The 22,274-nt window shown below is 69.6% G+C and carries 23 protein-coding genes; 13 read left to right on the plus strand and 10 right to left on the minus strand.

The genetic code is table 11. The annotated features are described in order from the left end of the window. Positions 1–105: 105 nt before the first annotated feature. Positions 106–3,030, plus strand: a complete 2,925-nt coding sequence (locus AB0K60_RS29980) for a hypothetical protein (RefSeq protein WP_364062524.1) — start codon at positions 106–108, stop codon at positions 3,028–3,030. Positions 3,031–3,069: 39 nt separating this feature from the next. Here AB0K60_RS29980 and AB0K60_RS29985 read toward each other — a convergent pair whose 3' ends face one another. Continuing rightward, positions 3,070–3,300: a hypothetical protein gene (locus tag AB0K60_RS29985; protein WP_364062527.1), complete on the minus strand. Its 231-nt coding sequence runs from the start codon at positions 3,298–3,300 to the stop codon at positions 3,070–3,072. 422 nt (positions 3,301–3,722) lie between these two features. Between AB0K60_RS29985 and AB0K60_RS29990 the strand changes: the two genes are divergently transcribed. Together AB0K60_RS29990 and AB0K60_RS29995 are read left to right on the plus strand one after the other, a co-directional pair. Further along, positions 3,723–5,396, plus strand: coding sequence for a histidine kinase (locus AB0K60_RS29990; protein WP_364062530.1), 1,674 nt, complete (start codon positions 3,723–3,725; stop codon positions 5,394–5,396). After that, positions 5,393–6,070 (plus strand): response regulator transcription factor, encoded by a 678-nt coding sequence (locus tag AB0K60_RS29995; protein WP_364062533.1) that lies wholly within the window; start codon positions 5,393–5,395, stop codon positions 6,068–6,070. Before AB0K60_RS29990 ends, AB0K60_RS29995 begins: the two co-directional genes overlap by 4 nt. A gap of 85 nt (positions 6,071–6,155) precedes the next feature. Here the strand turns inward: AB0K60_RS29995 and AB0K60_RS30000 are convergent, their stop codons facing one another. Both AB0K60_RS30000 and AB0K60_RS30005 read right to left on the minus strand, forming a co-directional pair. Further along, positions 6,156–7,511, minus strand: coding sequence for a hypothetical protein (locus tag AB0K60_RS30000; RefSeq protein ID WP_364062536.1), 1,356 nt, complete (start codon positions 7,509–7,511; stop codon positions 6,156–6,158). Positions 7,512–7,627: 116 nt separating this feature from the next. Further along, a complete protein-coding gene (locus tag AB0K60_RS30005; protein ID WP_364062539.1) occupies positions 7,628–7,774 on the minus strand; it encodes a hypothetical protein in 147 nt (48 codons plus the stop codon). A 76-nt stretch (positions 7,775–7,850) separates the two neighbouring features. Here AB0K60_RS30005 and AB0K60_RS30010 point away from each other — a divergent pair, with 76 nt between their 5' ends. Then, complete coding sequence (locus AB0K60_RS30010; RefSeq protein WP_364062542.1) at positions 7,851–8,015, plus strand: hypothetical protein; 165 nt, start codon at positions 7,851–7,853, stop codon at positions 8,013–8,015. Positions 8,016–8,124: 109 nt separating this feature from the next. Here AB0K60_RS30010 and AB0K60_RS30015 read toward each other — a convergent pair whose 3' ends face one another. Continuing rightward, the gene (locus tag AB0K60_RS30015; protein ID WP_364062545.1) at positions 8,125–8,325 is read right to left on the minus strand and encodes a DUF397 domain-containing protein; all 201 of its coding nucleotides are present in this window, start codon (positions 8,323–8,325) and stop codon (positions 8,125–8,127) included. Positions 8,326–8,335: 10 nt separating this feature from the next. Beyond that, positions 8,336–9,184 (minus strand): helix-turn-helix transcriptional regulator, encoded by an 849-nt coding sequence (locus AB0K60_RS30020; protein ID WP_364062548.1) that lies wholly within the window; start codon positions 9,182–9,184, stop codon positions 8,336–8,338. A gap of 237 nt (positions 9,185–9,421) precedes the next feature. Between AB0K60_RS30020 and AB0K60_RS30025 the strand changes: the two genes are divergently transcribed. Continuing rightward, positions 9,422–9,739, plus strand: coding sequence for an ATP-binding protein (locus AB0K60_RS30025; RefSeq protein ID WP_364062551.1), 318 nt, complete (start codon positions 9,422–9,424; stop codon positions 9,737–9,739). A gap of 94 nt (positions 9,740–9,833) precedes the next feature. On the opposite strand, the gene AB0K60_RS30030 is transcribed toward AB0K60_RS30025, so the two are convergent. Further along, positions 9,834–10,439, minus strand: coding sequence for a class F sortase (locus tag AB0K60_RS30030; protein ID WP_364062554.1), 606 nt, complete (start codon positions 10,437–10,439; stop codon positions 9,834–9,836). Positions 10,440–10,675: 236 nt separating this feature from the next. On the opposite strand from AB0K60_RS30030, the gene AB0K60_RS30035 reads away from it, so the two are divergent. Both AB0K60_RS30035 and AB0K60_RS30040 read left to right on the plus strand, forming a co-directional pair. After that, positions 10,676–11,734: a glycosyltransferase family 2 protein gene (locus AB0K60_RS30035; RefSeq protein WP_364062557.1), complete on the plus strand. Its 1,059-nt coding sequence runs from the start codon at positions 10,676–10,678 to the stop codon at positions 11,732–11,734. A gap of 3 nt (positions 11,735–11,737) precedes the next feature. Beyond that, the gene (locus AB0K60_RS30040; protein ID WP_364062560.1) at positions 11,738–11,902 is read left to right on the plus strand and encodes a hypothetical protein; all 165 of its coding nucleotides are present in this window, start codon (positions 11,738–11,740) and stop codon (positions 11,900–11,902) included. A gap of 57 nt (positions 11,903–11,959) precedes the next feature. Here AB0K60_RS30040 and AB0K60_RS30045 read toward each other — a convergent pair whose 3' ends face one another. Beyond that, positions 11,960–13,294, minus strand: a complete 1,335-nt coding sequence (locus AB0K60_RS30045; RefSeq protein ID WP_364062563.1) for a citrate synthase — start codon at positions 13,292–13,294, stop codon at positions 11,960–11,962. Positions 13,295–13,930: 636 nt separating this feature from the next. Here AB0K60_RS30045 and AB0K60_RS30050 point away from each other — a divergent pair. Both AB0K60_RS30050 and AB0K60_RS30055 read left to right on the plus strand, forming a co-directional pair. Continuing rightward, entirely contained in the window at positions 13,931–14,419 is a 489-nt protein-coding gene (locus tag AB0K60_RS30050; RefSeq protein WP_364062566.1) for a hypothetical protein, read from the plus strand. Next, the gene (locus AB0K60_RS30055) at positions 14,416–14,769 is read left to right on the plus strand and encodes a hypothetical protein (protein WP_364062569.1); all 354 of its coding nucleotides are present in this window, start codon (positions 14,416–14,418) and stop codon (positions 14,767–14,769) included. The genes AB0K60_RS30050 and AB0K60_RS30055 overlap by 4 nt, the downstream gene beginning before the upstream one ends. Before the next feature lie 95 nt (positions 14,770–14,864). Here the strand turns inward: AB0K60_RS30055 and AB0K60_RS30060 are convergent, their stop codons facing one another. Next, positions 14,865–15,686 (minus strand): SAM-dependent methyltransferase, encoded by an 822-nt coding sequence (locus AB0K60_RS30060; RefSeq protein WP_364062572.1) that lies wholly within the window; start codon positions 15,684–15,686, stop codon positions 14,865–14,867. 339 nt (positions 15,687–16,025) lie between these two features. Here AB0K60_RS30060 and AB0K60_RS30065 point away from each other — a divergent pair, with 339 nt between their 5' ends. The 3 genes from AB0K60_RS30065 to AB0K60_RS30075 all read left to right on the plus strand — a co-directional run bounded on the left by AB0K60_RS30065 (position 16,026) and on the right by AB0K60_RS30075 (position 19,044). After that, positions 16,026–16,397, plus strand: a complete 372-nt coding sequence (locus AB0K60_RS30065) for a hypothetical protein (RefSeq protein WP_364062575.1) — start codon at positions 16,026–16,028, stop codon at positions 16,395–16,397. A gap of 44 nt (positions 16,398–16,441) precedes the next feature. Next, entirely contained in the window at positions 16,442–17,677 is a 1,236-nt protein-coding gene (locus AB0K60_RS30070) for a PP2C family protein-serine/threonine phosphatase (RefSeq protein WP_364062578.1), read from the plus strand. A gap of 140 nt (positions 17,678–17,817) precedes the next feature. Beyond that, positions 17,818–19,044: a PAS domain-containing sensor histidine kinase gene (locus tag AB0K60_RS30075; RefSeq protein WP_364062581.1), complete on the plus strand. Its 1,227-nt coding sequence runs from the start codon at positions 17,818–17,820 to the stop codon at positions 19,042–19,044. Positions 19,045–19,048: 4 nt separating this feature from the next. Here AB0K60_RS30075 and AB0K60_RS30080 read toward each other — a convergent pair whose 3' ends face one another. Next, the gene (locus tag AB0K60_RS30080) at positions 19,049–19,924 is read right to left on the minus strand and encodes a sigma-70 family RNA polymerase sigma factor (protein WP_364062584.1); all 876 of its coding nucleotides are present in this window, start codon (positions 19,922–19,924) and stop codon (positions 19,049–19,051) included. A gap of 75 nt (positions 19,925–19,999) precedes the next feature. Between AB0K60_RS30080 and AB0K60_RS30085 the strand changes: the two genes are divergently transcribed. Beyond that, positions 20,000–21,319 (plus strand): FAD-binding oxidoreductase, encoded by a 1,320-nt coding sequence (locus tag AB0K60_RS30085; protein WP_364062587.1) that lies wholly within the window; start codon positions 20,000–20,002, stop codon positions 21,317–21,319. Here the strand turns inward: AB0K60_RS30085 and AB0K60_RS30090 are convergent. Continuing rightward, entirely contained in the window at positions 21,294–22,103 is an 810-nt protein-coding gene (locus AB0K60_RS30090; protein WP_364062590.1) for an HAD-IA family hydrolase, read from the minus strand. The two genes, AB0K60_RS30085 and AB0K60_RS30090, sit on opposite strands and share 26 nt — an antisense overlap. Positions 22,104–22,274 lie beyond the last annotated feature (171 nt).

Here is a 22,274-nt window from a genome sequence, read left to right on the forward strand (position 1 = left end):
GCCTGCCCTGATTTTTTTCATGGCCAAATCGGGAGCTATTCGGTAACTCTGAGACGTCTTCATAGGTAGATCCAGCGGGGTCTCTGCCAGAGAAGGATCTCAGCCATGCTTGACGACACGTTCGTGAGCGGCACCGAGCGAGCGGATCCCGAGGAGTTCTTCGCCCTCTTCGACTCGATCGTGCGGCGGCCTCCGGCCTTTCACGACAACCGGCTGCTGAAGATCCTGTCGGTGGCGGGCCTGCGGCGCGTCACCCCCGGCGAGGGGGACCGGCCGCTGCCGCTGCTCACCTTCTCCGGCCCCCGGGACGTCCGGCTCAAGGTGGTGCACGCGCTCGCGGGGCACTACGAGAAGCGGACGCCGAACGCGGACATCACGCCGAGCGCTCTGGACGGGGATACGCCCTCACAGCGGCTGCGCGCGTTGCTGGAGAAGGCCAGTGACGAGCTCGGCCGCGAAGGAGCCGGTGGGGAGCTGCGGCCCGCGCCCCGGTTTCCCCTGGTGACGTTCCTGTTGTGGCTGTGCGAGGAGCCGGAGCCGGGCCGGGACCTCAAGGAGAAGGACGTCAGGGCGAAAGAGGCCGAGATGCGCAGGCGCATCAAGGCGCGCGGCCGTACGGCGCTGCTCCCGGTGAAGGACAGCGGCCAGGAGAAACGCGACAGCGTCTTCGCCTACGTGGACCGCACCCTCGGCGCGTGGCTCGCCGGGGCCGCCGTGCTCGGCGCGTGGGCCGGGCAGGCGATCAGCGTGATCGCGGCGCTGGCGGTGCTGCTCGCCAGCGTCGGCGCGTGGCTGGTCTACACGGTGCGCAACACCCGGGACTGGGCGGGGCGGCGGCGGTTCCGCTGGTTCTACCAGGACCGGCGGCGGCAGCCGTACCTGTCGAAGGACGTGACCACCTTCGAGCGCTTCGCGGTGCGGGTGGTGGAGGCGGCCCGCCGTGACGACACCGAGGAGCTTGACAAGCTGCTCGTGCACGCCTTCCTTGAGGATCTTCGCCAGGCGTACCGGCGCAGGCGGCTGCGGCGCGCGCCGTGGGCTCGGACCGGGTACGCCCTGCTCACGATGTATCCGCCCGAGCGCACGGGCGTGGACGGCGACGACGACCCTGGCGATCCGACCGGCACGGGGCTGCGGTTCATGCGGCTGGTGCACGACGTCCGGGAGGAGACCGGGCAGCTCGACCCGCTGCTGGTGATCAATACGCTGCCGGACTCGCCGGTGGACGATGACGATCATGACCACGGGCACGGGTATGGGCACGGGTATGGGCATGGGCACGGCGGCCTGGGCCCGCGGCGGACGGATCTCGCCCGTGCCGCCGAGGACTACGAGGCGTGGCTGCACGAGGCGTGGCTGCGGCCGAGCGCCTCCCCGGCGAGGTCCTGCTACCTGCAGGTGAACGTGCCGCGTACCGGGCGGGACCTGGCGGTGGACCGGGTCAGGGGCCGCGCGCCGCTGCCGCGTCCGCCGGTGCTGGCCCGGCGCGGCGTCTACTGGGTGCTGGTCGCCTCGGTGCTGCTGATGTGCGGCGGCTTCGTCACGCTGAACGAGCTGCGGAACCGGGCGAACGCGGCGGAGGCCGCGCGGTACTGCGGGACCCACGCCATCGCCCGCACCGCCCAAGGCGAGTGCGTCGGCATCAGCGACGGCAGCGAGGTGTTCAACGCCACGCTGCGGCCGGTGATCGAGCGCATCCGGGCGCAGAACGACCAGGTGATGCGGGACCGGGCGCGCAAGCCGTACATCACGCTGGTCTACCTGGGCCCGCTGTCGGTGCGGCACGGCGGGCAGGGCCTGGTGGCCGGCACGTACGGCGAGCTCGCCGGCCTCCTGCTGCTGCAGGAGGAGCAGAACAGGGAGCAGGATCTGCGGCTGCGGCTGCTGATCGGCAACGTCGGGGAGTTCTCCGCGCACGCCGAGCGGGTCGCCCGCGACGTGGTGGCGCTGAGCCGGCGGGATCCGACGATCGTCGGCGTGGTCGGCCTCGGGCAGAGCGTCGACCAGACGCAGCGGGCGATCAGGGCGCTCTCCTCGGTGGGGCTGCCCATGATCGGCACGGTCAACACCTACGACAAGACCGCCGAGTTCGGTCGCTGGCGCTCGCCGTACTACTTCCACGTGGCGCCCGGCAACGAGCGGCAGGCGGCCGCGGCGGCCCGCTGGGCCAGGCTCGGGCTGACCGGGCCGGACGGCAAGGTCATGCGCGCCCGCACCGCCGCCGTCTTCTACGACGCCACCCCCGGCGACCTGTACGGGGAGAACCTCGCCACGGACTTCGCCGGGCACTTCGGCGAGGGACTCGCGTCGGACGCGGTCCAGTTGCTGCCGTACGAGGGGGTGGCCGAGCTGCAGCGGGTGGTGGACCAGGCCTGCCGCCCGCGGCGCGACGTGTACTACTACGCGGGGCGGGCGCCCCAGCTCAACGCCTTCCTCGACGACCTGGAGCGGTCGTGCGGCACCCAGCCGCTGTACGTCATGGCCGGTGACGAGATCACCCGCCAGGTGATCCAGAACCCGATCGGCATCCAGCAGCGCACCTCGCTGCGCCTCTACTACACCCCGCTGGCCTTCCGTGACCTATGGGAACTGGACTGGGTGAAGGAGAAGGCCAGCCCGCCGGGATTCTTCGCCGAGTTCGAGAAGCTGAAGGCCGCCGACCCGGACATCGGCGACCGGCCGTCGGAAGGGCACGCCATGCTCGCCCACGACGCCGCGCTCGCCTTCGTCCAGGCCGCCCAGCGCGCCTTCCAGGCCGTCGAGGGCACCGCGCCGACCAGCGGCATGGTCCTGTACGAACTGCGCAACATCAACCAGAACGGCCGCCGCCTCTCCGGGGCCACCGGCCTGATCGACTTCGGCGTCTCCCCCGACCGGCACGACCCGGCCGGCAAGCCGGTGCTGCTCGTTTACGTCCATCCGCGCACCGGCCCCACGCTCACCCAGGTGTGCGGCCGCGTCACCGAGGACCTGATCCGCGACTGCGACGGCCTCCCGCAGGAGGGCGGGACGCCGTCGCGCACGCCCTGACCTCGCGTGCGGCGGCACGAGCGGGGGCCGCCGGGCGGGTCAGGCCCTGGTGACCCGGCGGTCGAGCAGGTCGTCGAGCGTGCCGCTCTTGGCCATCTCGACGAGGTCCCGGAACTGGTCCAGGCTCATCTCGACCCGTTGCCCGAAATCATCGGTGATGACGACCCGGCGGTCGGCGTCCGCGCTCGGGTCGACGTACAGCTCGGGGCATCCGCAGTCGCAGTTGCCGCAGAACCGGGCGAGGAACACGGGGGCGTGGCGATCTCGCATGACGGCCTCTTTCATGTGGTCTTGTAACGCAGACGATCGCTTCCATTTCGGAACGTAACCCGCCGAAGGACTCGTCACCAGAGGGGCGCTGCGGACTGTCACCTCTTCGGCAGGCTCGGCCACACGGTGCGAGAACCTCAACGAGGTCGTGGTCAGGTACGCCCGAACTCCTTGAGGGGGGCCGGGAGGATCTGATACACCCTGCGGCCGTCGCGGTGGGTCCGGGATGTTGCCGCAGGTTCGCACCCTGGTACGGCAGGTAACGTCCGATATGGTGTATATGACGGGCATATTTCCGGTTCGTCAGCAGTACCCCCTTGCAGGGGTGCATTTCGTGTGACTGACATGCATCCTTGTGATGCGGCTCACTGTGACCGCCGTCCCAGGGTCCTGGTCGCGCCGACGCGGAGGGGGGTTTCGCCATGGCCGGTTCGGTCGACGGCGGCGATACGGACGTGCGGACCCGTCCCGTGCTGGACTGGGCTCGGGTCGCCCTCGATGCTCCCGACGGTCTGGCCGTCATCACATCCGACGGGCGGTTCGCCCAGATCAATCCGGCCGGCGTACGGCTGTGCGGCAGGCCGGAGAGCGAGCTCATCGGGGCTCCGGCGCCGTTCGCGCTCGCGCCGGAGCGCGGGATGGAGCCGGTCGGGCTGTTCGAGGACGGGTCGATGGAGCAGGTCACCCGGTGGTCGCCGAAGCCGGGGGTGCGCCGCGAGTTCTCCTACCGCGCGCAGCGCCTGCCCGCCGAGCCCGCCCTCACCGTGGTCGCGTTTCGCGACGTCACGGACGAGCGGCACCGGTGGCGGCGGATCGCGGCCGTCGCGCGTACCGCGGCGAACCTGACCTCTCAGGGCTCGCTCTCGGCGATGCTGGACGCGCTCGCGTCCGAGGTGCTGAAGACGGACGCGGTGGCGGGCGTGCAGATCATGACGCTCGACGGCGGGAGCCGGGAGCTGCGCATCATGGGGCAGGCCGGGTTCCGGTACTGGCCGGACTTCTTCGAGCGGCTGCTGCTGTGCCAGCGGCGGGGGGCGGCCCTGCGGATGCTCGACGCGCTGCACGGCCGCAAGCCGATCGTCGTGCCCAACCGCTGGGCGCTGATCCGGGACGACCCGGCGTGGGAGCCGCTGCGGGACTACCTGGCCGAGCTGAAGTGGGAGTCGTTCGTCAGCATTCCGCTGCTGGCCCGCGGCAACGCCGTCGGCGTGCTCAACGTGTTCTTCGCTCCCGGTCAGGTCATCGGGCAGCGGACCCTGGAGTTCCTGCTCGCGATGGCCGAACAGGCGGCCATCGCCGTCGACTACGCGGCGCTGCTGCAGCAGGAACGCGACGTCGCCCGGCGCGAGGAGCGGCAGCGGCTCGCCCGCGACCTGCACGACTCGATCGTGCAGCAAGTGTTCTCGATCAGCATGCAGGCGAAGTCGATGGAGGTGGTGGGCGAGCGCGGCGATGCTGTACCGGCCGAGACGGTACGGCGGTTCGCCGACGAGGTGGGCCTGCTGTCCCGGACCGTGCTGGCCGATCTGCGGGCGATGGTCCACGAGCTGCGGCCGTCGTCGTCGGCCGAGCTCGGCGGGCTGGAGGAGGCGGTCCGGGCGCTGGTCGACAGCACCGCGAACCGTACCGGCCTGCGGTTCACGCTCTCGGTGGGCCAGGGATTGGAGCACATCAGGGGCGAAATGGCCGAAGATGTCTACCGGATCGTCGCGGAGGCGATCCACAACATCGTCAAACACGCCCAGGCGAGCAAGGTGACCATCCGGCTGCATCGGCGCGACGACCGGCTCTGGGCGACCGTCACCGACGACGGCCGGCGCATCGGCGCGGTGCAGGCGGACTCGTGCCGGCGTACCGCCGGATATGGGCTGAAAATGATGCGGGAGAGAGCGGAGCGATGGGGTGGAACCCTGACGGTCAAGCCACGGCGGGCCTGCGGCACCGTCGTCCGGCTCGTGATGCCGGCGACGGTCGAGGCGCCGGCGGTCGCGCGCGGTCTCGCCGTGCCGATCACCCCGGTCTCCGCGATGACATCAGGGCCGACTTCCGGGCCGACATCCGCGCCGACGTCCGCAGCGGGGGGACGCGCGTCATGAACGTTCCGGAGGGCGCCCCCGTCCGGGTGCTGATCGTGGACGACCACGCGGTGGTGCGCCGCGGCATCCGCGCCTACCTTGAGGTCCTCGACGACATGGAGGTGGTCGCGGAGGCTGAGGACGGCGAGGAGGCGCTGAACATCCTCCAGAAGATGGCGGTCCATCAGGAGTTGCCGGATGTCGTGCTGCTCGACCTGCTGATGCCGAAAATGGACGGCGTCGTCGCCACCGCGCGGATCACCAGCCGCTACCCGGAGGTGCGGGTCGTCATCCTGACGAGCTTCGGCGAGATGGAGCGGGTGCACGCGGCGCTGGCGAACGGCGCGGCCGGATACCTGCTCAAGAGCGCGGGGCCGACCGAGGTGGCCGCCGCGATCCAGGCGGCCGCGCGCGACGAGATGTTCCTGGATCCGGCCGTCGCCCGTCGGCTCACCCGGGAGATGATCTCGCCGACCGGGGTGGGGGCGCTGACCGAGCGGGAGCGCGCCGTGCTCATTCTGGTCGCCAACGGGCGTACCAACCGGCAGATCGCCGAGGAGCTGGTGATCAGCGAGCGCACGGCGCGCACGCACGTCAGCAACGTGCTGCGCAAGCTGCGCCTCACCTCGCGGACGCAGGCCGCCCTCGTCGCCATCCGCGAGGGGCTGGTGCCGCCGCCCGCCGACGAGACGTGACGCGAAGGAGCCGGCCGCCCCCGCGCGACCGGCTCCGTGTGGGTGGCGGCCACCGCGAGGACGTGCCCCGCGGTGGCCGGATATTTCAGGACTTGCGGTACGACTCGCGGACCTCGCGGACGTACGGCGCGGGAGCCACCGTGGCCCGGACCTCGATCTGCCGGTGCTCCTCGACCGCGGGCTTGGCCGAGTTGGGCTCCTCACCCCACAGCACCGTGACCTCGGTGCCCGGCTCGGCGCAGTCGAGGTCGAGCGTGGCCAGCGAGATGAACGCCCGCTCATTGGCGATATATCCGACATCCAGCGACATGCCCACCTGCTTGCCGTCGCGCAGCACCGCATCGACCTGGAAGAACGCGTACCGCGCCTTCGGCATCTCGATGTACTTGGCCGGCAGCCCCGGCTCCTGCAGCGACCGCACCGCCGACACCACGTCATCGGGGTTCCACACCAGCGACACCTTGGCACGGCGAGGCGTCCCGGCGAGCCGCTCCAGCGCCTCCCGCCCCAGGAACTCGTGGTCGAACTTCACCACGTGCCCGTACCCGATGTCGTACGGCGTGACGTAATAGTCGGTGATGTCCGCGGAGTTCATGCTGCCGCCGAGCGACCCGAGCGAGTCCACCCGCAGCCACTCCCGATACCCCCGCAACTCCGGCCCGAAGATCGCCGGCACCGCCGTCGGAATCCACGCCGACTCCAGATTCGACGTCGAGTACGCCTTCGCCCCCGCCCGGACCAGCCCGAACTCCGCCCCGGCCGCCAGGATCGCCGCGAGCACCTCCTCGCCCTCGGCCCACGGCCCGAACATCTCGAACCCCGGCATGCCGGCCATCCCGTGCCGCAGCGCCCGCACCCGGTGCCCGGCGATGACGAACTCGGTCATGTTGAAGAACCTCACGTGCGGCAGCGGCTCGCCCGTCAGCTTCTCCAGCAGCGGCACCGCGTTCGGCCCCTGCAGCTCGTAGCGGTACAGCTTCGGCGGCCCCGACGGCCGGTCGTAGGAGTTGTCGTCCCGCTCAAGCGTGACGTCGTACCCGCCGACCTCGACGTTGTACTGCAGCCAGTTCGCCACGGTGGGATGCCCCACCAGGTCGAACAGGCCGTCCTCCAAGTGGAAGAGGATGGCGTCCCCGATGAAGTAGCCGTCCTGGTTCACCGCGACGTACTGCTTGGCCTTCCCGGGCGTGAAGTTCGCGAACGAGTTCACGCCGAAGTCCGACAGCAGCCTCAGCCCGTCCGGGCCGCTGATGAACAGGTCGGTCATGTGGTGCGACTGGTCGAGCAGCGCGCACGTGGTCCGCCACGCCTTCTGCTCCGAGCGCCAGTTCGTGAACTCCGGTGCCACGGGGAAGGTGTGCGGCCGAACCTTCGAATCGCGTAGCACCCCGACCGCAGACCCCACCCGCTGAATCGCGGCCTCGAGACTCTCAGCTGCCATGACATACACCTTCCTCGCATCAGGCTCCATCGCCGCCACCCAGTAGAGCCGACGTGCAACAGACATTTCGTCTGGCAACAAGGCAGAGTCGACTACGACAAATGACCGAGCGCCGGTCAGAGAGCAAAGATCAACAGGGTGAGCGCGATGCTCAGCGCCACGAACCCGATGGTGCGGGGCTGCCGGGCGGCCTCCCGCCGCGACGAGATCACCAGCAGGATGATGATCGCCAGCGCCGCCAACAGGTGCAGGCCGTACCACACGGGGATCCGACCTCGCCCGTACGGCCCGCCGCTCAGGCCTCTACCGCGCCGCGCCCGTCACGGACGTGCCCGGCGGATGCGTCGTCAGCCGGCCGAGGAGATCCTCGCCGTCTACCTCTACCGCGGTGAGGCCGTGGCGTACTGCTGCGCGGGCGCGGGATTGCGCCTCACCGATGCGCGCGCGTTCACGGGCTCTCCTGACCTCTGGGTGAAACTCCCCGAGATGGACCTCTGGAATTGACCCGAGAACCACATGGGGGTGAAAGCCGCCCCATGTGGTTCGCAGAGGGACGAAGCGAAAAGGACCCGCCCCCGGGCACCTGGCCGCGCGGCCCCGCCCTGTTCCTCGCCTACTCGACGGGCCCTCCGCCCTTGATGCGGCCGAGGAAGGCATTCCACTCGCGAGGAGTGAAGGTGAGGATTCCTCCGCCAGGGTTCTTGCTGTCTCGCATGGCCACGCCGCTGCGCACACCCGCGATCTCAACGCAGTTGTCACCGCTCCCGCCGCTATGGGAACTCTTGCGCCAGGCCGGCTTCGGGCTTCGGTTCATTGCCCCTCACCTACTCCTTGAGCTGGTCTGCCATCGAGGCCACGAAACGAACAGACTCCTCCGGCGGAAGGGCCGCCGAAAGAAGGTGGCCATAAATAATCCTATAACGGTGGATTTCTTCTGGCTTCTCCAGATACAAGGCATCTGTCGGCGTCTCTATGTACACCATGCTCGGGTCGTCGGGAGCCGGGAAGTCCAGGATCGTGAACGCGCCCATCATTCCGCTGTGGGCACCCACCGAGTCCGGTAGGACCTGGATGGTGATGTGGGGCTTGGCCGCCATCTTGCAGATGTGCCGAAGCTGATCGCGCATGACGTCGGGACCGCCGACCAGCTTCGTCAGGGCCGCCTCATCGATCACAGCCCAGAAATGCGGAGGGTCTTCGCGGTCCAGGATCTCTTGCCGCACCATGCGAGCGCGAATGTGACGTTCGAGCAAGGCTTCGTCGGTCAGCACCTGATCGCCACGGAAGACCGCTCGGGCGTACTCCTCGGTCTGGAGGAGCCCGGCGATCAGCAGGGCGGGGTACTCGAAGATGGCGCGGGCACCGGACTCGAAGTCGGGGAGGCTGCTCCGGAACACGTCGGCGTAGTCGGCCCACCAACCGCGCTGGCGGGACTCTCTCGCGAGGGTGAGGAGGGCATCGCGGTTGGCCTCGTCGGTCACGCCGTACAGGGTGAGCATGTTGCGAATAATGTTGATGTTGGGGCGTTTCCAGTCGTTTCGCTCCATGCGGGTAATCGTGGCCGGGTCCAGATCTAGGCGTTTTGCCGCCTCCGTAACGCTCAGGTCCGTTCTCTGACGGAGACGGCGGAGCTCGATGGAGAGTCGCCGACGTTTCAGGGTGGGGCTGGACATCGATATGGCCTCCCTGTGATGAATTGCCCGATAAGCGAGTCAATGGCAAATCGGGACAACCCCTCATATTGAGACTCGCCTATTGAGTTTTCAATTCCTGGACCTCATTATGTTAACCGAAATCACTACGGAGGGTGGTGGTACGGTTACACAAGTCCGGGAAACGCCAAGAACGGGTACAGCAGAAGCATCCAGGACAGCGGCCGATCGCGCGGACGTGGCCGGCCTGTGGCGAGCGTGGCGAAGGCAATTGGGCCAGGGCGCCCTGGTCACGCCTCCGACGACATCACACTGATCGTCTCCGAGTTGATCACGAATTCGATCGTCCACGGCGCCCCCGAGGTCAGGCTCACCTTGTACGTCCGGGGCGGCATGCTGTTCGGCGAGGTCATCGATCACGGAGCAGAGTTTCCCCACCTCGTGGCCGCCGACGACATCGCCGAGCACGGACGGGGACTCGCGATGGTCCGGTGCATGACGCAGTGCCTCGGCTGGAGCCGTACCGAGGACGGAGCCAAGAGCGTGTGGTTCAGCTACCGACTCCGCCAGACGTGATGGCTGAGGACGATCGCGGGCCATGGGCGGTCTTCTCGGTGCCCGCGGCCACGTCCGCCTACGACGCCGAACATCCGTACGGTGGCGGGAGCGTTCAGCGGGTCAGATGGCCGTAGGCGATGATGTTGCGCTCGTAGTGGCCGCTGTTCGCGTCGAAGGCTCCGCCGCAGGTGATCAGGCGGATCGCCGGGTAGCCGGGGTCGGCGTACACCTTGGCGGTCGGGAAGCGGTCCTTGCGGACGCTCTCCACCGCGTCGATCACGAAGATCGCCGGTCTGCCGTCCCGCCGGAAGACCCGTACCTTGTCGCCCGCGCGCAACCGGCCTAGACGGTAGAACACGGCCGGTCCTGTGGTGGTGTCGACGTGGCCGACGATCACCGCCGCTCCTCGCGACCCTGGCGTTGGGCCCAGCCGGTACCAGCCGGCCGTGTCGGCTCGCGTCAGCGGGGGGACCTCGATGGTCTGGTCGGGGTTCTTGCCCAGGGTCATCAGGGGCGTCCGTACGCCGATCTTCGGGATTTCCAGCCGGACCGGGCGTGAGGCGGGGAGCGCCGCGGCGGCCTTCACCCGCGCCGGCAGGGCGCTCGCGCTCGGCGGGGGCTGCGGGGGGCCCGGTGGGGGCGTGGTCACTCGCGTGAGGTGCGCGTACCCGATCAATCCCGCGGCGAGCGCCGCGGTGGCGGCGACCGAGGCGATCAAGATTCGGACGGGTGCTACCGATCGGGCAATCAACATCACTTACTTCTCTTATAGCGCAGAGAGGTAGATCTAGTGTTTCATTGGTTCTTGCACCACATTAGGGCCTTCCATGCCCAAAAGAAGCAGCAGCTTCACAAGTACCACCAGGACCACCCGTGCACCACCCGGCCCATCTCGCCGAGCAATGGACCGTTCCGAGACGGCGCGATCGGGACGGTCGGCGCAGCCTGCCTCCCGTGGACCCATCGGACATGCGGGTCACGGCGCTGATCCCGGCGCACAACGAGGCCGCGCAGATCGGCGAGACCATCGCGTCGCTGGCCCGGCAGGTCCGCCCTCCCGACCGGATCATCGTGATCGCCGACAACTGCACGGACGCGACGGCGGGGCTGGCGATGCTGCTGGGCGCCGAGGTCGTCGAGACCAGGGGCAACCGGCACAAGAAGGCGGGGGCGCTCAACCAGATCCTCGACGACCTGCTCCCCACGCTGGGTGGCGCGGACGCGATCCTCGTGATGGACGCGGATTCCGCCCTCGATCCAGGCTTCCTCCACCACGGCGTGCTCCGCTTGGCCGACGGCCGGCTCGCCGCCGTGGGCGGGACCTTCACCGGCAAACGCGGGGGCGGTCTGGTCGGGATGTTCCAGCGCAACGAGTACGCACGCTACGCCAGAGACGTCCGGCGGCTGCGGGGCAAGGCGCTGGTGCTGACCGGCACGGCCACCCTGTTCCGCGCGATCACCCTGCGGGAGGTCGTGGCCGCGCGCCGCTGTGGGCGTCTTCCCGGCGGGGATCATGTGTACGACGTGCGCGTGCTCACCGAGGACAACGAGCTGACGCTCGCGATTCTCCACCTCGACCTGCGGATCCTCTGCCCGGCGGAGTGCACGCTCACCACCGAGGTGATGCCCACCTGGGGCGAGTTGTTCCGGCAGCGGTTGCGTTGGAAGCGCGGCGCGCTGGAGAACCTCGCCGACTACGGATGGACCCGGGTCACCCGCCCCTACTGGGGGCGTCAGTTGCTGTCGCTCATCGGCATCGTCGTGATCGTGGCCTACCTCGGCTCGCTCGCCTACAGCGTGCTGTTCATGGGCGGCATCGTCCTGCAACCCCTGTGGCTGGCGATCACGGGCGTCTTCGCCGTCGAACGCGTGGTGACGGTACGCAGCCGCGGGCGGAGGCAGATGGCGATCGCCGGGCTGATCGTGGTCGAAATGATCTTTGATGTGTTCCTTCAGGCCGCTCAGGCGAAGGCGTTCTGGGAGGCAGTGTTCCGCAAAGAGAGGAAGTGGTAGGAGATGTACAACAATCCCCCGATCGGCGGAGTCGCCGCGGGATTCGGAGGCGCCGCCGCCAGCGCGCCGTTCATGGGTATGAACGCGCTCTGGGTCGGCCTGGCCCTGTTCACCCTCATCTCGGCCGCTCTCGCGATCAAGCGGGTGCTGCCCAAGCGCGAGGGATGACCCGAGGTCATGGCTGCCCTGCGGGGCAGCCATGACCTCGGGTGGTGTTCCGGTGGGTCAGCGGTTCTCGATGGGGACGTAGTCGCGTTCGGTGGCTCCGACGTAGAGCTGGCGGGGACGGCCGATCTTGGTGGTGGGGTCGGTGATCATCTCTCGCCACTGAGCGATCCAGCCGGGGAGACGGCCGAGGGCGAACAGGACGGTGAACATCTCGGTGGGGAAGCCCATCGCCTTGTAAATCAGGCCGGTGTAGAAGTCCACGTTGGGGTAGAGCTTGCGCTCGATGAAGTACTCGTCGGAGAGGGCGATCTCCTCCAGGCGCAGCGCCAGGTCGAGCAGCGGGTCGCCGTTGGCCGTGCGGGTGAGGACCTCCTGGGCGGCCTTCTTCACGATGGCGGCGCGCGGGTCGTAGTTGCGGTAGACCCGGTGGCCGAAGCCCATGAGGCGGACGCCCTTCTCCTTGGCCTTCACCCTGCGGACGAAGGCGTCCACGTCGCCGCCGTCGGCGTGGATCTGCTGCAGCATCTCGAGCACCGCCTGGTTGGCGCCGCCGTGCAGGGGGCCGAACAGCGCGTTCACGCCCGCCGAGATGGAGGCGAACATGTTCGCGTGGCTGGAGCCGACCATGCGGACGGTCGAGGTCGAGCAGTTCTGCTCGTGGTCGGCGTGCAGCACGAACAGCATGTCCAGCACGTCGACGAGGACCGGGTCGATCTCGTACGGCGTGGACGGCACCCCGAACGTCAGGCGCAGGAAGTTCTCCACGTAGCCGAGCGAGTTGTCCGGATAGAGGAGCGGGCGGCCGATCGACTTCTGGTGGGCGTACGCGGCGATCGTGGGCAGTTTCGCCATGAGCCGTACGGTGGAGATCTCGACCTGGTCCTGGTCGAAGGGGTTCAGGCTGTCCTGGTAGAACGTCGACAGAGCGCTCACGGCCGAGGACAGCACGGCCATCGGGTGGGCGTCGCGCGGGAAGCCGTCGAAGAACCGGCGCATCTCCTCGCGCAACAGGGTGTGCATGGTGATCTTCTCGGTGAACTCGACGAGCTGCTCGCGAGTCGGGAGCTCGCCGTAGATGAGCAGGTACGAAACCTCCAGGAAGGAGGATTTCTCGGCGAGTTGCTCGATGGGGTATCCGCGGTAGCGCAGGATGCCCGCGTCCCCGTCGATGTAGGTGATGGCCGACGAGCAGGCCGCGGTGTTCGCGAAGCCCACGTCCACCGTGACGTACCCGGTCTCCTTGAGCAGTGTGCTCACATCGACCCCGGCCGGGCCCTCGGTCACCGGGCGGGCCGGGAGCGCCAGGGAACCGTGGTCGTACTCGAGCTTGAAGCCGGCGCCGTTGGTCCCGGCCGCTTCGCCTCCGTGCCGCGCCTGCGGGCTGATCGTCATCTCGGTCTCCTCTTTACCAACCCTGGGCCAACACCGTCGATGTTTTCGCGTGGCCTGTCCCATAGGGCGACTCGTACCTGGGTGTACCTTTTCCCACCGTAGTTTCGCAGTGTGGGTGGAGCGAACGGTCAGCACCCCCGTGACGAGCGGGAACTCTCACGTCGCGCGGCGATCCGGAGCCCTGGACGACGGGTACGGCGATCGCCGCGCGACCGACGCGGACGGCCGGGATCAGGTACGCGGCGCGGTTCGGAGCGAACTCAACCAAGGCCCGGATAAGGCCCGGATAAGGCTCGGATAAGGCTCGGATAAGTCAGATGAGCAGGAGGGACTTGCCGACTGTGGCGCGGTTCTGCAGGGACTCGTGGGCGTCCCGGTTGATGTCAAGCGCGCCTCCGGGCGCTCGCGACGGGCCGGTACGACGCCTCCCGCGCACGCTGCCGCGTCGGCGCGGCCACGAGCCGATTCGGCAGAATTCCGACGCCGCCGTCCTGCCTTGCCCCCGATAATCGCCACAATTCTCCCGGCCGGATCGTCGAATTCTTCGACACGATGCGCCGGTAATGATTCGTCGAACGGCCCGGCAGTAGCCTGGGCGGCGTTCTCGGCGGAGTTCTCATGGACAGTGGAGGCGGAATGCGGGGCTTCGGCAGGATTACGGTCGCGGTGACGGCGTCGGGAATCATCGCCATATCGGGGGCGGCCGGGCCGGCGAGCGCCGATCCCGCGCCCGCGCGGCGATCCACGCTGGCGCGACTGACCGGCGCGGACCTCGTCACGGTGCTGGACGCGATACCCCAGGTGTTCTGCGGAAACCGATTGGTCGCCTATAATTCACCCTCCTCAAATTCTCCCACGAAGTGCGTCAACGGCGCGGAAAACAGCGGTAACTCCACCAACAGCGGGAATTACTACAGCGAGGGCAATCCCATCAACAGCGGCAACTTCTCGAACGGAAACGGCGCCACGGGCAGCAACAACGCGACAAGCAGCGGAAACGCCGCCAACGGCGGGCAGACGCTGGATATCGACGAGGGTTCCGCGGCAAGCCCGGAGGCACGGTGGAGCCGACGCCGGACGCCGGCCGAAGGGCCGACACAACGTATGGAGCATCAGGGGCGATGAGGTATCTGATGAAGCCGGCCGGCCTGGCCGTACTCTGCTGTGCTCTGACGGTGACCGCGGCGGGGGCGTCGGCCTTCGCCGAATCCGCGTCCTCGGAGAACACGCGTGGCGTTTCCCGGGACATGTTCCGGATGTACGCGTCCGGCGGTGTGCCACCGAATTCCGCGAGGGACGCCCGCAGACCCCGGCGCAACGGGATCTCGAAGAACGGCGGCTATTACTACAGCTCGGGCCGTTCCGTCAACAGCGGAAACTTCGCGATCGTGATACGGGCCCGCAACTCCAATAATTCCGCCACCAGTTCCAACAACGCCAACGGGTCGCAGCGCATCATCGTCCGCAGGAGGTGACCGGGGACGGTAGGCGAGGGTAGGCGAGGCCGGGCCGCCGAAGACCGACGCTCATGCCTCCGCGGGTTCGGCGCGAGCCCGCGGAGGGCGAGCCGTCATCGGACCTTGCGGCCGATGCCGCCGAGCGCGGTCACGGTCGGGGGGTCGAGGTTCGGCAGTTCGGGACGCCACTCGGACAGCGGGACGACGCCCGGCTCCACCAGGTCCAAACCGTCGAAGAAGCCGACGATCTCCTCCCGGCTGCGCAGGTGGTAAGGGACGGCGCCGCGCGAGCTGTAGTCGTCAAGCGCCTGGTGGGAGGCCGCGTTGCCCTCCACCCCGTCGTAGAGGGCGAGGTAGCTGCCTGCGGGAAGGGCGTCCACCAGCCGCCTCACCAGGGAACGGGCCAGGTCGTAGCCGTCGATGTGGCCGAGGATGCCCATGAGCATGAGGGCGATGGGCCGGTCGAAGTCGAGGGTCTTCGCGGCCTGCGCGATGATCCTGTCCGGGTCGCGCAGGTCGGCGTCGATGTAGTCGACGGTGCCCGGCGACGTGCCGGTGAGCAGGGCGCGGGCGTGGGCGAGCACCAGGGGGTCGTTGTCGACGTAGACGATCCGGGAGTCCGGGGCCGCGCACTGGGCGAGCTCGTGGGTGTTGTCCACGGTCGGAAGGCCGGTCCCGATGTCCAGGAACTGCCGGATCTTGGCTTCGCCGGTCAGGTAGCGGATGAAGCGGGCGAGCAGGTAGCGGGACGCGCGTGCCGTCTCCACGATGCCGGGACTGATGTGGAGGTACGCGTCGCCGGCCTCGCGATCCACCGGATAGTTGTCCTTGCCCCCCAGCCAGTAGTTCCAGATGCGGGCGGAATGCGGCACGGTGGTGTCGATTCTCGGCGGCGGGTGCTCGTCGGGGACCGGGACGTCGGGCTGCACACTCATCATCTCCTATCGATGGTCCGCGGCGATGTCGCATGGCACGAGCATCGGCTGCTGCGTACGAGGAGTGGCGCAATTTCCCGACGACTCTCACATGACCGATGGCATTGGTCAAACGCGATGCAGGGACCAATACACGTTCATGACATGCCCCGCCGATCAGCCGATTCGGAGCGTGAGCGGTTTTCTTTCAGGACCCGCCGAAAGATGACCGAGAAGCCTGCCGAAATTCTGTTTCACGCCCGCCTCATGCGAGAATTCTTCACACAGCGGTCACCACCGGCACCGCTGGTCGGCCAAGCCCCGGGCACCCGTTTCCGCACGCGATCGGCACTCCCCGTTATGATCCTCACAGTGTCGCCGCCGCCGACTCCTGCCCGCGCCCACCGCACCGCCTCCCCATCGGTCCGGGCGCTGTCCGCAGGCCGCCTACTCCCCCTACTACCGGCCGTCCTGCTCGCACTCACCGCATGCGCCGGTCCCGCCCCCGCGCCGCGCCCATCCCCTCCGCCCGGCAGCTCCGCCTACTCCGGCCAGGGCCCGCTCGCGACGGCCAGCCAGCTCGCCTTCACCGACCTGCATTCCCGCCTCACGCGGCGCTACGAGAAACCCTGGGACATCCAACGCCATGCCATTCCCCCGGAGGCCCGGGGCGGCCGGGTCGGCGGTGGGCGTCGCGTGGCCCGCCATCCGGATGAGCGCGACGGCCAATAACGGGTAGTCCACCACGTATGGGGCGATTTCCCTCGTTTGAGCGGATGGACATCGACGAGATTCTGACGGCGGCGGAGAACGCGCCTCCGGAGGCGGCGATCGACGTGGTCGCGGCCGGCCTGCGCCGCAATCTCGGCGCCACCGCGGTGTCCTTCCTGCTCACCGACTTCTCCGGGCACTCCGTGGTACGCCTGGCCGCGATCATGGCGCCGACCGTGCAGGTGAGTGGCTGCCTGGAGGAACTGCTGGAGGCCGAGCGCATCCCGCTCGCCGACACCCTCTACGACCAGGTGCTCCGCACTCAGCGGCGGTACCGGCGGCGGCTCGACAATGGCTCGGTGCAGGTGCTCGCCCCGGTGACCAACCGCGGCGACTCGATCGGCATCCTGGAGGTCGTCTGCCCGGACGACCCCGCCCCGGCGACGCTGGACCGCATCGGCAGGACGGCCCACGCGCTGGCGTACGTCGTCATCGCCAACCGGCGCTTCACCGACCTGTACGAGTGGGGCCGGCGCAGCACCCCGCTGGCCCTGGCCGCCGAGGTCCAGCACCAGCTGCTGCCCCTGGCGCTGACGTGCGAGTCCAACCAGTTCACCGTGTCCGGCGCGCTGGAGCCGGCGCACAACATCGGCGGCGACACCTTCGACTTCGCCCTCGACCGTGATGCCGTGCACCTGTCGCTGACCGATGTGATGGGGCACGACGTGGAGGCGGCGCTGGGCGCCGCGCTGCTGCTCGCGGCGCTGCGGGGCGGTCGGCGGGTGGGGGCCGGCCTGGAGGAGCAGGCCCGCCGCGCCGACGCGGCGATGCGCGAGCACCACAACATCCCCGACCTGTACGCCACCGGGCAGTTGATCCGCGTCGACCTGCGCTCGGGCCTCGCCCACATCGTCAACGCGGGGCATCTCCCGCCGCTGCGCCTGCGCGAGGGCCACGTCGAGGAGGTCCTGCTCGAACCGGATCTCCCCTTCGGCATTCCATTTCCGCACTCGTACACGGCTCAGCCCTTCAAACTGCGCCCGGGTGACCGCGTGATGCTGCTGACCGACGGCATGCTGGGGTCCGGCGTCGACCTGCCCGGTCTGATGGTGAGCACCCGTGATCTGCACCCGCGTCAGGCGGCCCTCGCGCTGACCGGGGCGGTCTTTCACGCGAACGACGGCCGCCTACGCGACGACGCCACGGTTCTGTGCCTGGACTGGTACGGCATCGGGCGGCCGCCGCGTGACGCCGACACCGGCGCCGACCTCACCCTCGCCTCCCCCGCCACCGGCCTTTGACGCTCCATGGTGGCCAGAGTCCCTTCTCATCGCCGCGGCACCGGTCGTACGACGATCACCCAACACTCAAATGTCCTAATATTTGGCTATGTGTACCTCTATGGGTGATTTGGGTATGGGTGCTCCCGGGGGTGAGTGCGATGAAGACCAAGGTGGACTTCGAGGCCGTGTTCAACTGCCTGGCCGCCCCGTTCGCGATCCTGTCGCCGGACCTGCTCATCATGGAGGTCAACGAGGCCTACCTTCGGGCCACGGGGCGGACCAGGGAAGAGGTGATCGGGCGCCCCGTCTTCGACTCCTTCCCCGCCAACCCCGACGCCGGCGGCGATCCCGACGCGCCGGGCGTGGGCGCGCTGCGGCTCTCGCTGGAGCGGGTGCTGAGCACCGGCGAGGCGGACACCATGCCGCTGGTGCGGGGCCGTGTTGTACGGCGGGACCGGGCGGACGACCGCGAGGAGCGGTACTGGAACCTGGTGAACACCCCGATCCTCACCCCGGACGGGAAGGTGCGATACATCGTGCACCGCTCCGAGGACGTCACCCTGTTCGTACGGCACGTGCTGGGCTCCCGCGACGGCGACACCGACCTGTCCGGCATACGGCTGGAGGAGATGCAGAACACCGTCTCCGCGCGCACCCGCGAGCTGATCGAGCTCAGCGACCGGCTCAAGCACGCCTACCGGCAGGAGCAACAGACCGTCTCGGCCCTACAGGAGGCCATCGAGCACCAGCAGCGCTTCCTGTTCGACGCCTCCCACGACCTGCGCAACCCCATCACCGGGCTGCTCACCGAGCTGGAGGTCGCGCTCTCCGAGCCCGAGGCCGACCTGCCCCGGACGCTGCGCAAACTCCACCGCGACGTGCAACGCCTCAACGACATCGTCGGCGACCTGCTCACCCTCGCCCGGCTGTACGCGGGGACCCCGCCCGCCTCCGAACGGGTCGACCTGGCCGATCTGGTCGAGCAGGAGCTGGAGGCCCACCCGCCGAGCGGCAACGTCATCACCCGGTACGAGCGGCCCGCCGTGGTCCGCGCCTCCCGCGTACGGCTCGCCCGCCTGCTGTCCAACCTCCTCGCCAACGCCGAACGGCACACCACCAACAAGATCGAGATCGTGGTGTCGGCCGACGCGTCCGAGGCGATCCTGGAGGTCATCGACGACGGCCCCGGCATCCCCCCGGCCGACCGCGAGCGGATCTTCCACCGGCTCTACCGGCAGGAGGCCGCCAAGGGCCTGGACCCCGGCGGCTCCGGATTCGGGCTGCCCATCGCCCGGGAGATCGCCCAGGGGTACGGCGGTCACCTGTACGCCGCCGACCATCCCACGGGCGCCAGGTTCGTCCTGCGCCTCCCGCTCGCCGCCTGAACGATCACTCCTCGAACAGGGCCGGGTCGAGGCGCGCGAGCCGTACCGGGTCGGTGAGGATGTCGATGGTGGCGACGCGGCCGTTCCTGATCGTGAACGCGAGCACCCCGACCGGGCGGCCCGCCGAGCTCTCCACGAGACCCGCGACGCCGTTCACCACGACGTGACGGACGCGGTCGGCCGCACGCGCCCCGACGATCGCCGACCTCGCCACGGTCGCCGCGCCCCGCGCCCGTACGCCCGCCGCCGCGGGACCGGCGTCCACCCGCAGCTCGACGTCCGGGTCGAGCACGGCGAGGAGCGCCTCGAAGTCCCCGCCGCGCGCCGCCGTGAGGAACGCCTCGACGACCCGGCGCTGACCGGCCAGATCGGTGTCGGGCGCGGGGGCCGCGCCGCGCACCCGCTGCCGGGCGCGGCTGGCGAGCTTCTTCGCGGTCGCCGGGGTGCGGCCCACGATCGGGGCGATCTCGTCGAACGGCACGCCGAACAGGTCGTGCAGCACGAACGCGAGCCGTTCGGCGGGCGACAGCGTCTGCAGGACCACGACGAGGGCGAGGCCCACCGAGTCGGCGATCAGCGCCTGCCGCTCCGGATCGGGGCCGTCCGCGACGATCGGATCCGGCAGGCGCACCTCCGGCAGCGGCTCCTCGCGGCGGGCCGCGCGGGAACGCAGCATGTCCAGGCAGACGCGGCCGACGACCGTGGTCAGCCAGGCGCGCAGGTTCTCGATCGCGTCCGCGTCGGACCGGCTGAGCCGCAGCCACGCCTCCTGCACGGCGTCCTCGGCCTCGCTGAGGGAGCCGAGCATCCGGTACGCCACCGCGGTCAAATGGTCGCGGTGGTCGGCGAACCGGCTCGCCAGCAGTTCCTTCTCGTCCATCGGTCACCTTCGTCGCTCGGGTTCCGTCATAGCAGGGACGAGACGGACACCGTGAAGGTGACGAGAGAAGGAGCCATGGACGAGATGAGCGGGAACGAGTTGCGCGGGCGTGTCTCCGGGCGAGTGCTGCTGCCCGGGGAGGACGGGTTCGACGCCGCCGTCCTGCCGTGGAACCGGGCGGTCGGGCAGTCGGCGGTGGCGGCCGTGGTGGAGGCCGCGAACGCCGACGATGTGGCCGCCGTGGTGCGGCACGCCCGGGGGGCCGGGCTCAGCGTGAGCGCCCAACCGTCCGGGCATGGGGCCTCGGGGAACATCGAGGGCGTGATCCTGGTGCGCACCGCCGCGCTCGACCGCCTGGAGGTGCTGCCCGAGCGGCGGCTGGCCCGGGCCGGGGCGGGCGTGACGTGGGGGCGGGTGCAGGCGGCGGCCGGGCCGTACGGGCTGACGGGGCTCGCGGGGACCTCGCCCGTGGTGAGCGTGACCGGCTATACCCTCGGTGGTGGTTTGTCGTGGTTCAGCCGCCGGTACGGCTGGGGGGCCGACGGCGTGCGCGCGTTCGAGGTCGTGGACGCCGACGGGGAGCGGCGGCGGATCGACGCCGAGTCCGATCCGGAGCTGTTCTGGGCGCTGCGGGGCGGCGGCGGGGACTTCGCGATCGTCACCGAGGTCGAGTTCGAGCTGTATCCGGCGGCCGACCTGTACGGCGGGCGGGTCATCTGGCCGGAGGCGCGGGCGGCCGAGGTGCTGGACGCCTTCCGGGAGATCACGGCCGAGGCGCCGCCCGAGCTGTCGCTGTGGTTCAGCAGGCTGAACATCCCGCAGACGCCGCCGATGGTGGCGGTGGATCTCGCGCACCTGGGCACGGCGGACGAGGCCCGTGAGCTGCTGGCGCGGCTCGACAAGATCGGGGGCGTGATCTCCGACACGCGTGGCACGCTCTCGCCGGCGGATCTGGGCGACATCACCAAGGATCCGGCCGACCCGGCGCCGGTGAAGTCCCGCACCGAGCTGCTCGCCCGGCTGGACGACGAGGTGGCGGGGATCCTGCTCGCCGGGCCGATCGACCCGCTGATCAACGTGCAGGTCAGGCACCTGGGCGGCGCGCTCGCCGAGGACCGGCCGGACCGGGGCGCGGCCGGGGCGGTGGCCGAGCCGTACCTGCTCTACACGCTCGGGCCGGCCCTGAACCCGGAGCTCGCCGCCGCGATCGACGACAGGCAGCGGCGGCTCGTGGCCGAGTTGGGCGGGGTTGTCACCGGGCGCAAGCCGTACACGTTCCTCGGCGGCGGAGAGACGGCCGAGGCGGCCTTCCCCGCCACGGCGCTCGACCGGCTGCGCGCGATCAAGCACGCGCGGGACCCGCGCGGCGTCATCCGCGCCAACTTCCCCGTCTGATCAGCCGGGTCAGCCGGTGGGCGGCCAGCGCGCCCACGTCGACCTCGTCCAGGCTCGTGACGACGAGGTCGACGTGGGCGGCGGCCAGCAGGTCGCGGTCGTCGGCGCGGGCGACGCCGAGCGCGGCCATGCCCCCGGCCTTGGCCGCCTGCACGCCGCTGACCGCGTCCTCCACGACGAAGCAGTGCTCCGGGGGCATGCCCAGTTCGGCGGCGGCGGTGAGGAAGATCTCGGGGTGCGGCTTGCCGTGGGCGAGGTCGCGGCCGGACAGGTCGGCGGTGAAGAAGTCGTACAGCGACATGCCCGGACGGACAAAGTCGTACCCGAGGCCCTCCTTCTCGGCGAACGTGTCCACGCGGATCCGCTTGAGGAACCGGTCGGCGTTCTTCGACGAAGAGGCCGACGCCATCGGAATGCCCGCCGCCCGTACGGCGAGCACGAAACGGACGGCGTCGGGAAACGCGGTGAACTCCCCGGCCTCGATGAACTCGACGATCATGCGTTGCTTGCGGTCCGCGTAGACCTTCGCGCGCTCCTCGGCGTCGGGCACCTTGAAGTACTCCAGACAGCCGAGAGCCCCGCTCATCCGCGGCCTGCCGGAGATCACCTGCTGGTACACCTGCGAGGTGAACGCCTCCGGCGACCAGGCGGTCCGCTCCCGGATCGACGCCCACTCGCCCTCCATCAGCCCACGCAGCGCCTCCCGCCACGCCCGCTCATGCGGCGAGTCGACCAGCACCCCGTCGACGTCAAAGATCGCTCCTTGAAAGCCCGTGGTGGCCATCGCCCTCCCCATCCCTTCGGTAGCCGATCGCCGGCGCGAGCCGTACGCACCGAGTCCGTGACGGGCCATCGCCGGGACACACCCGACCTCGCCCCGCCCACCTACCCACGCAACTCTCCCCCAGCCCACCGACAACGGACACCTGATCGCCGATTTCCTCCGCCCGCGCCG

The sequence above is a fragment of the Thermopolyspora sp. NPDC052614 genome (genome assembly GCF_040678635.1).
Lineage (GTDB): Bacteria > Actinomycetota > Actinomycetes > Streptosporangiales > Streptosporangiaceae > Thermopolyspora.

Coding starts and splice junctions, on each gene's coding strand:
- AB0K60_RS30020 (WP_364062548.1), bottom strand. CDS start 9,184: ATGTCCAGCCCCACCCTGAAACGTCGGCGACTCTCCATCGAGCTCCGC.
- AB0K60_RS30015 (WP_364062545.1), bottom strand. CDS start 8,325: ATGAACCGAAGCCCGAAGCCGGCCTGGCGCAAGAGTTCCCATAGCGGC.
- AB0K60_RS29990 (WP_364062530.1), top strand. CDS start 3,723: ATGGCCGGTTCGGTCGACGGCGGCGATACGGACGTGCGGACCCGTCCC.
- AB0K60_RS30085 (WP_364062587.1), top strand. CDS start 20,000: ATGGACGAGATGAGCGGGAACGAGTTGCGCGGGCGTGTCTCCGGGCGA.
- AB0K60_RS30050 (WP_364062566.1), top strand. CDS start 13,931: ATGCGGGGCTTCGGCAGGATTACGGTCGCGGTGACGGCGTCGGGAATC.
- AB0K60_RS29980 (WP_364062524.1), top strand. CDS start 106: ATGCTTGACGACACGTTCGTGAGCGGCACCGAGCGAGCGGATCCCGAG.
- AB0K60_RS30090 (WP_364062590.1), bottom strand. CDS start 22,103: ATGGCCACCACGGGCTTTCAAGGAGCGATCTTTGACGTCGACGGGGTG.
- AB0K60_RS30010 (WP_364062542.1), top strand. CDS start 7,851: ATGCGTCGTCAGCCGGCCGAGGAGATCCTCGCCGTCTACCTCTACCGC.
- AB0K60_RS29995 (WP_364062533.1), top strand. CDS start 5,393: ATGAACGTTCCGGAGGGCGCCCCCGTCCGGGTGCTGATCGTGGACGAC.
- AB0K60_RS30080 (WP_364062584.1), bottom strand. CDS start 19,924: ATGGACGAGAAGGAACTGCTGGCGAGCCGGTTCGCCGACCACCGCGAC.
- AB0K60_RS30060 (WP_364062572.1), bottom strand. CDS start 15,686: ATGAGTGTGCAGCCCGACGTCCCGGTCCCCGACGAGCACCCGCCGCCG.
- AB0K60_RS29985 (WP_364062527.1), bottom strand. CDS start 3,300: ATGCGAGATCGCCACGCCCCCGTGTTCCTCGCCCGGTTCTGCGGCAAC.
- AB0K60_RS30065 (WP_364062575.1), top strand. CDS start 16,026: ATGATCCTCACAGTGTCGCCGCCGCCGACTCCTGCCCGCGCCCACCGC.
- AB0K60_RS30055 (WP_364062569.1), top strand. CDS start 14,416: ATGAGGTATCTGATGAAGCCGGCCGGCCTGGCCGTACTCTGCTGTGCT.
- AB0K60_RS30045 (WP_364062563.1), bottom strand. CDS start 13,294: ATGACGATCAGCCCGCAGGCGCGGCACGGAGGCGAAGCGGCCGGGACC.
- AB0K60_RS30075 (WP_364062581.1), top strand. CDS start 17,818: ATGAAGACCAAGGTGGACTTCGAGGCCGTGTTCAACTGCCTGGCCGCC.
- AB0K60_RS30040 (WP_364062560.1), top strand. CDS start 11,738: ATGTACAACAATCCCCCGATCGGCGGAGTCGCCGCGGGATTCGGAGGC.
- AB0K60_RS30070 (WP_364062578.1), top strand. CDS start 16,442: ATGGACATCGACGAGATTCTGACGGCGGCGGAGAACGCGCCTCCGGAG.
- AB0K60_RS30000 (WP_364062536.1), bottom strand. CDS start 7,511: ATGGCAGCTGAGAGTCTCGAGGCCGCGATTCAGCGGGTGGGGTCTGCG.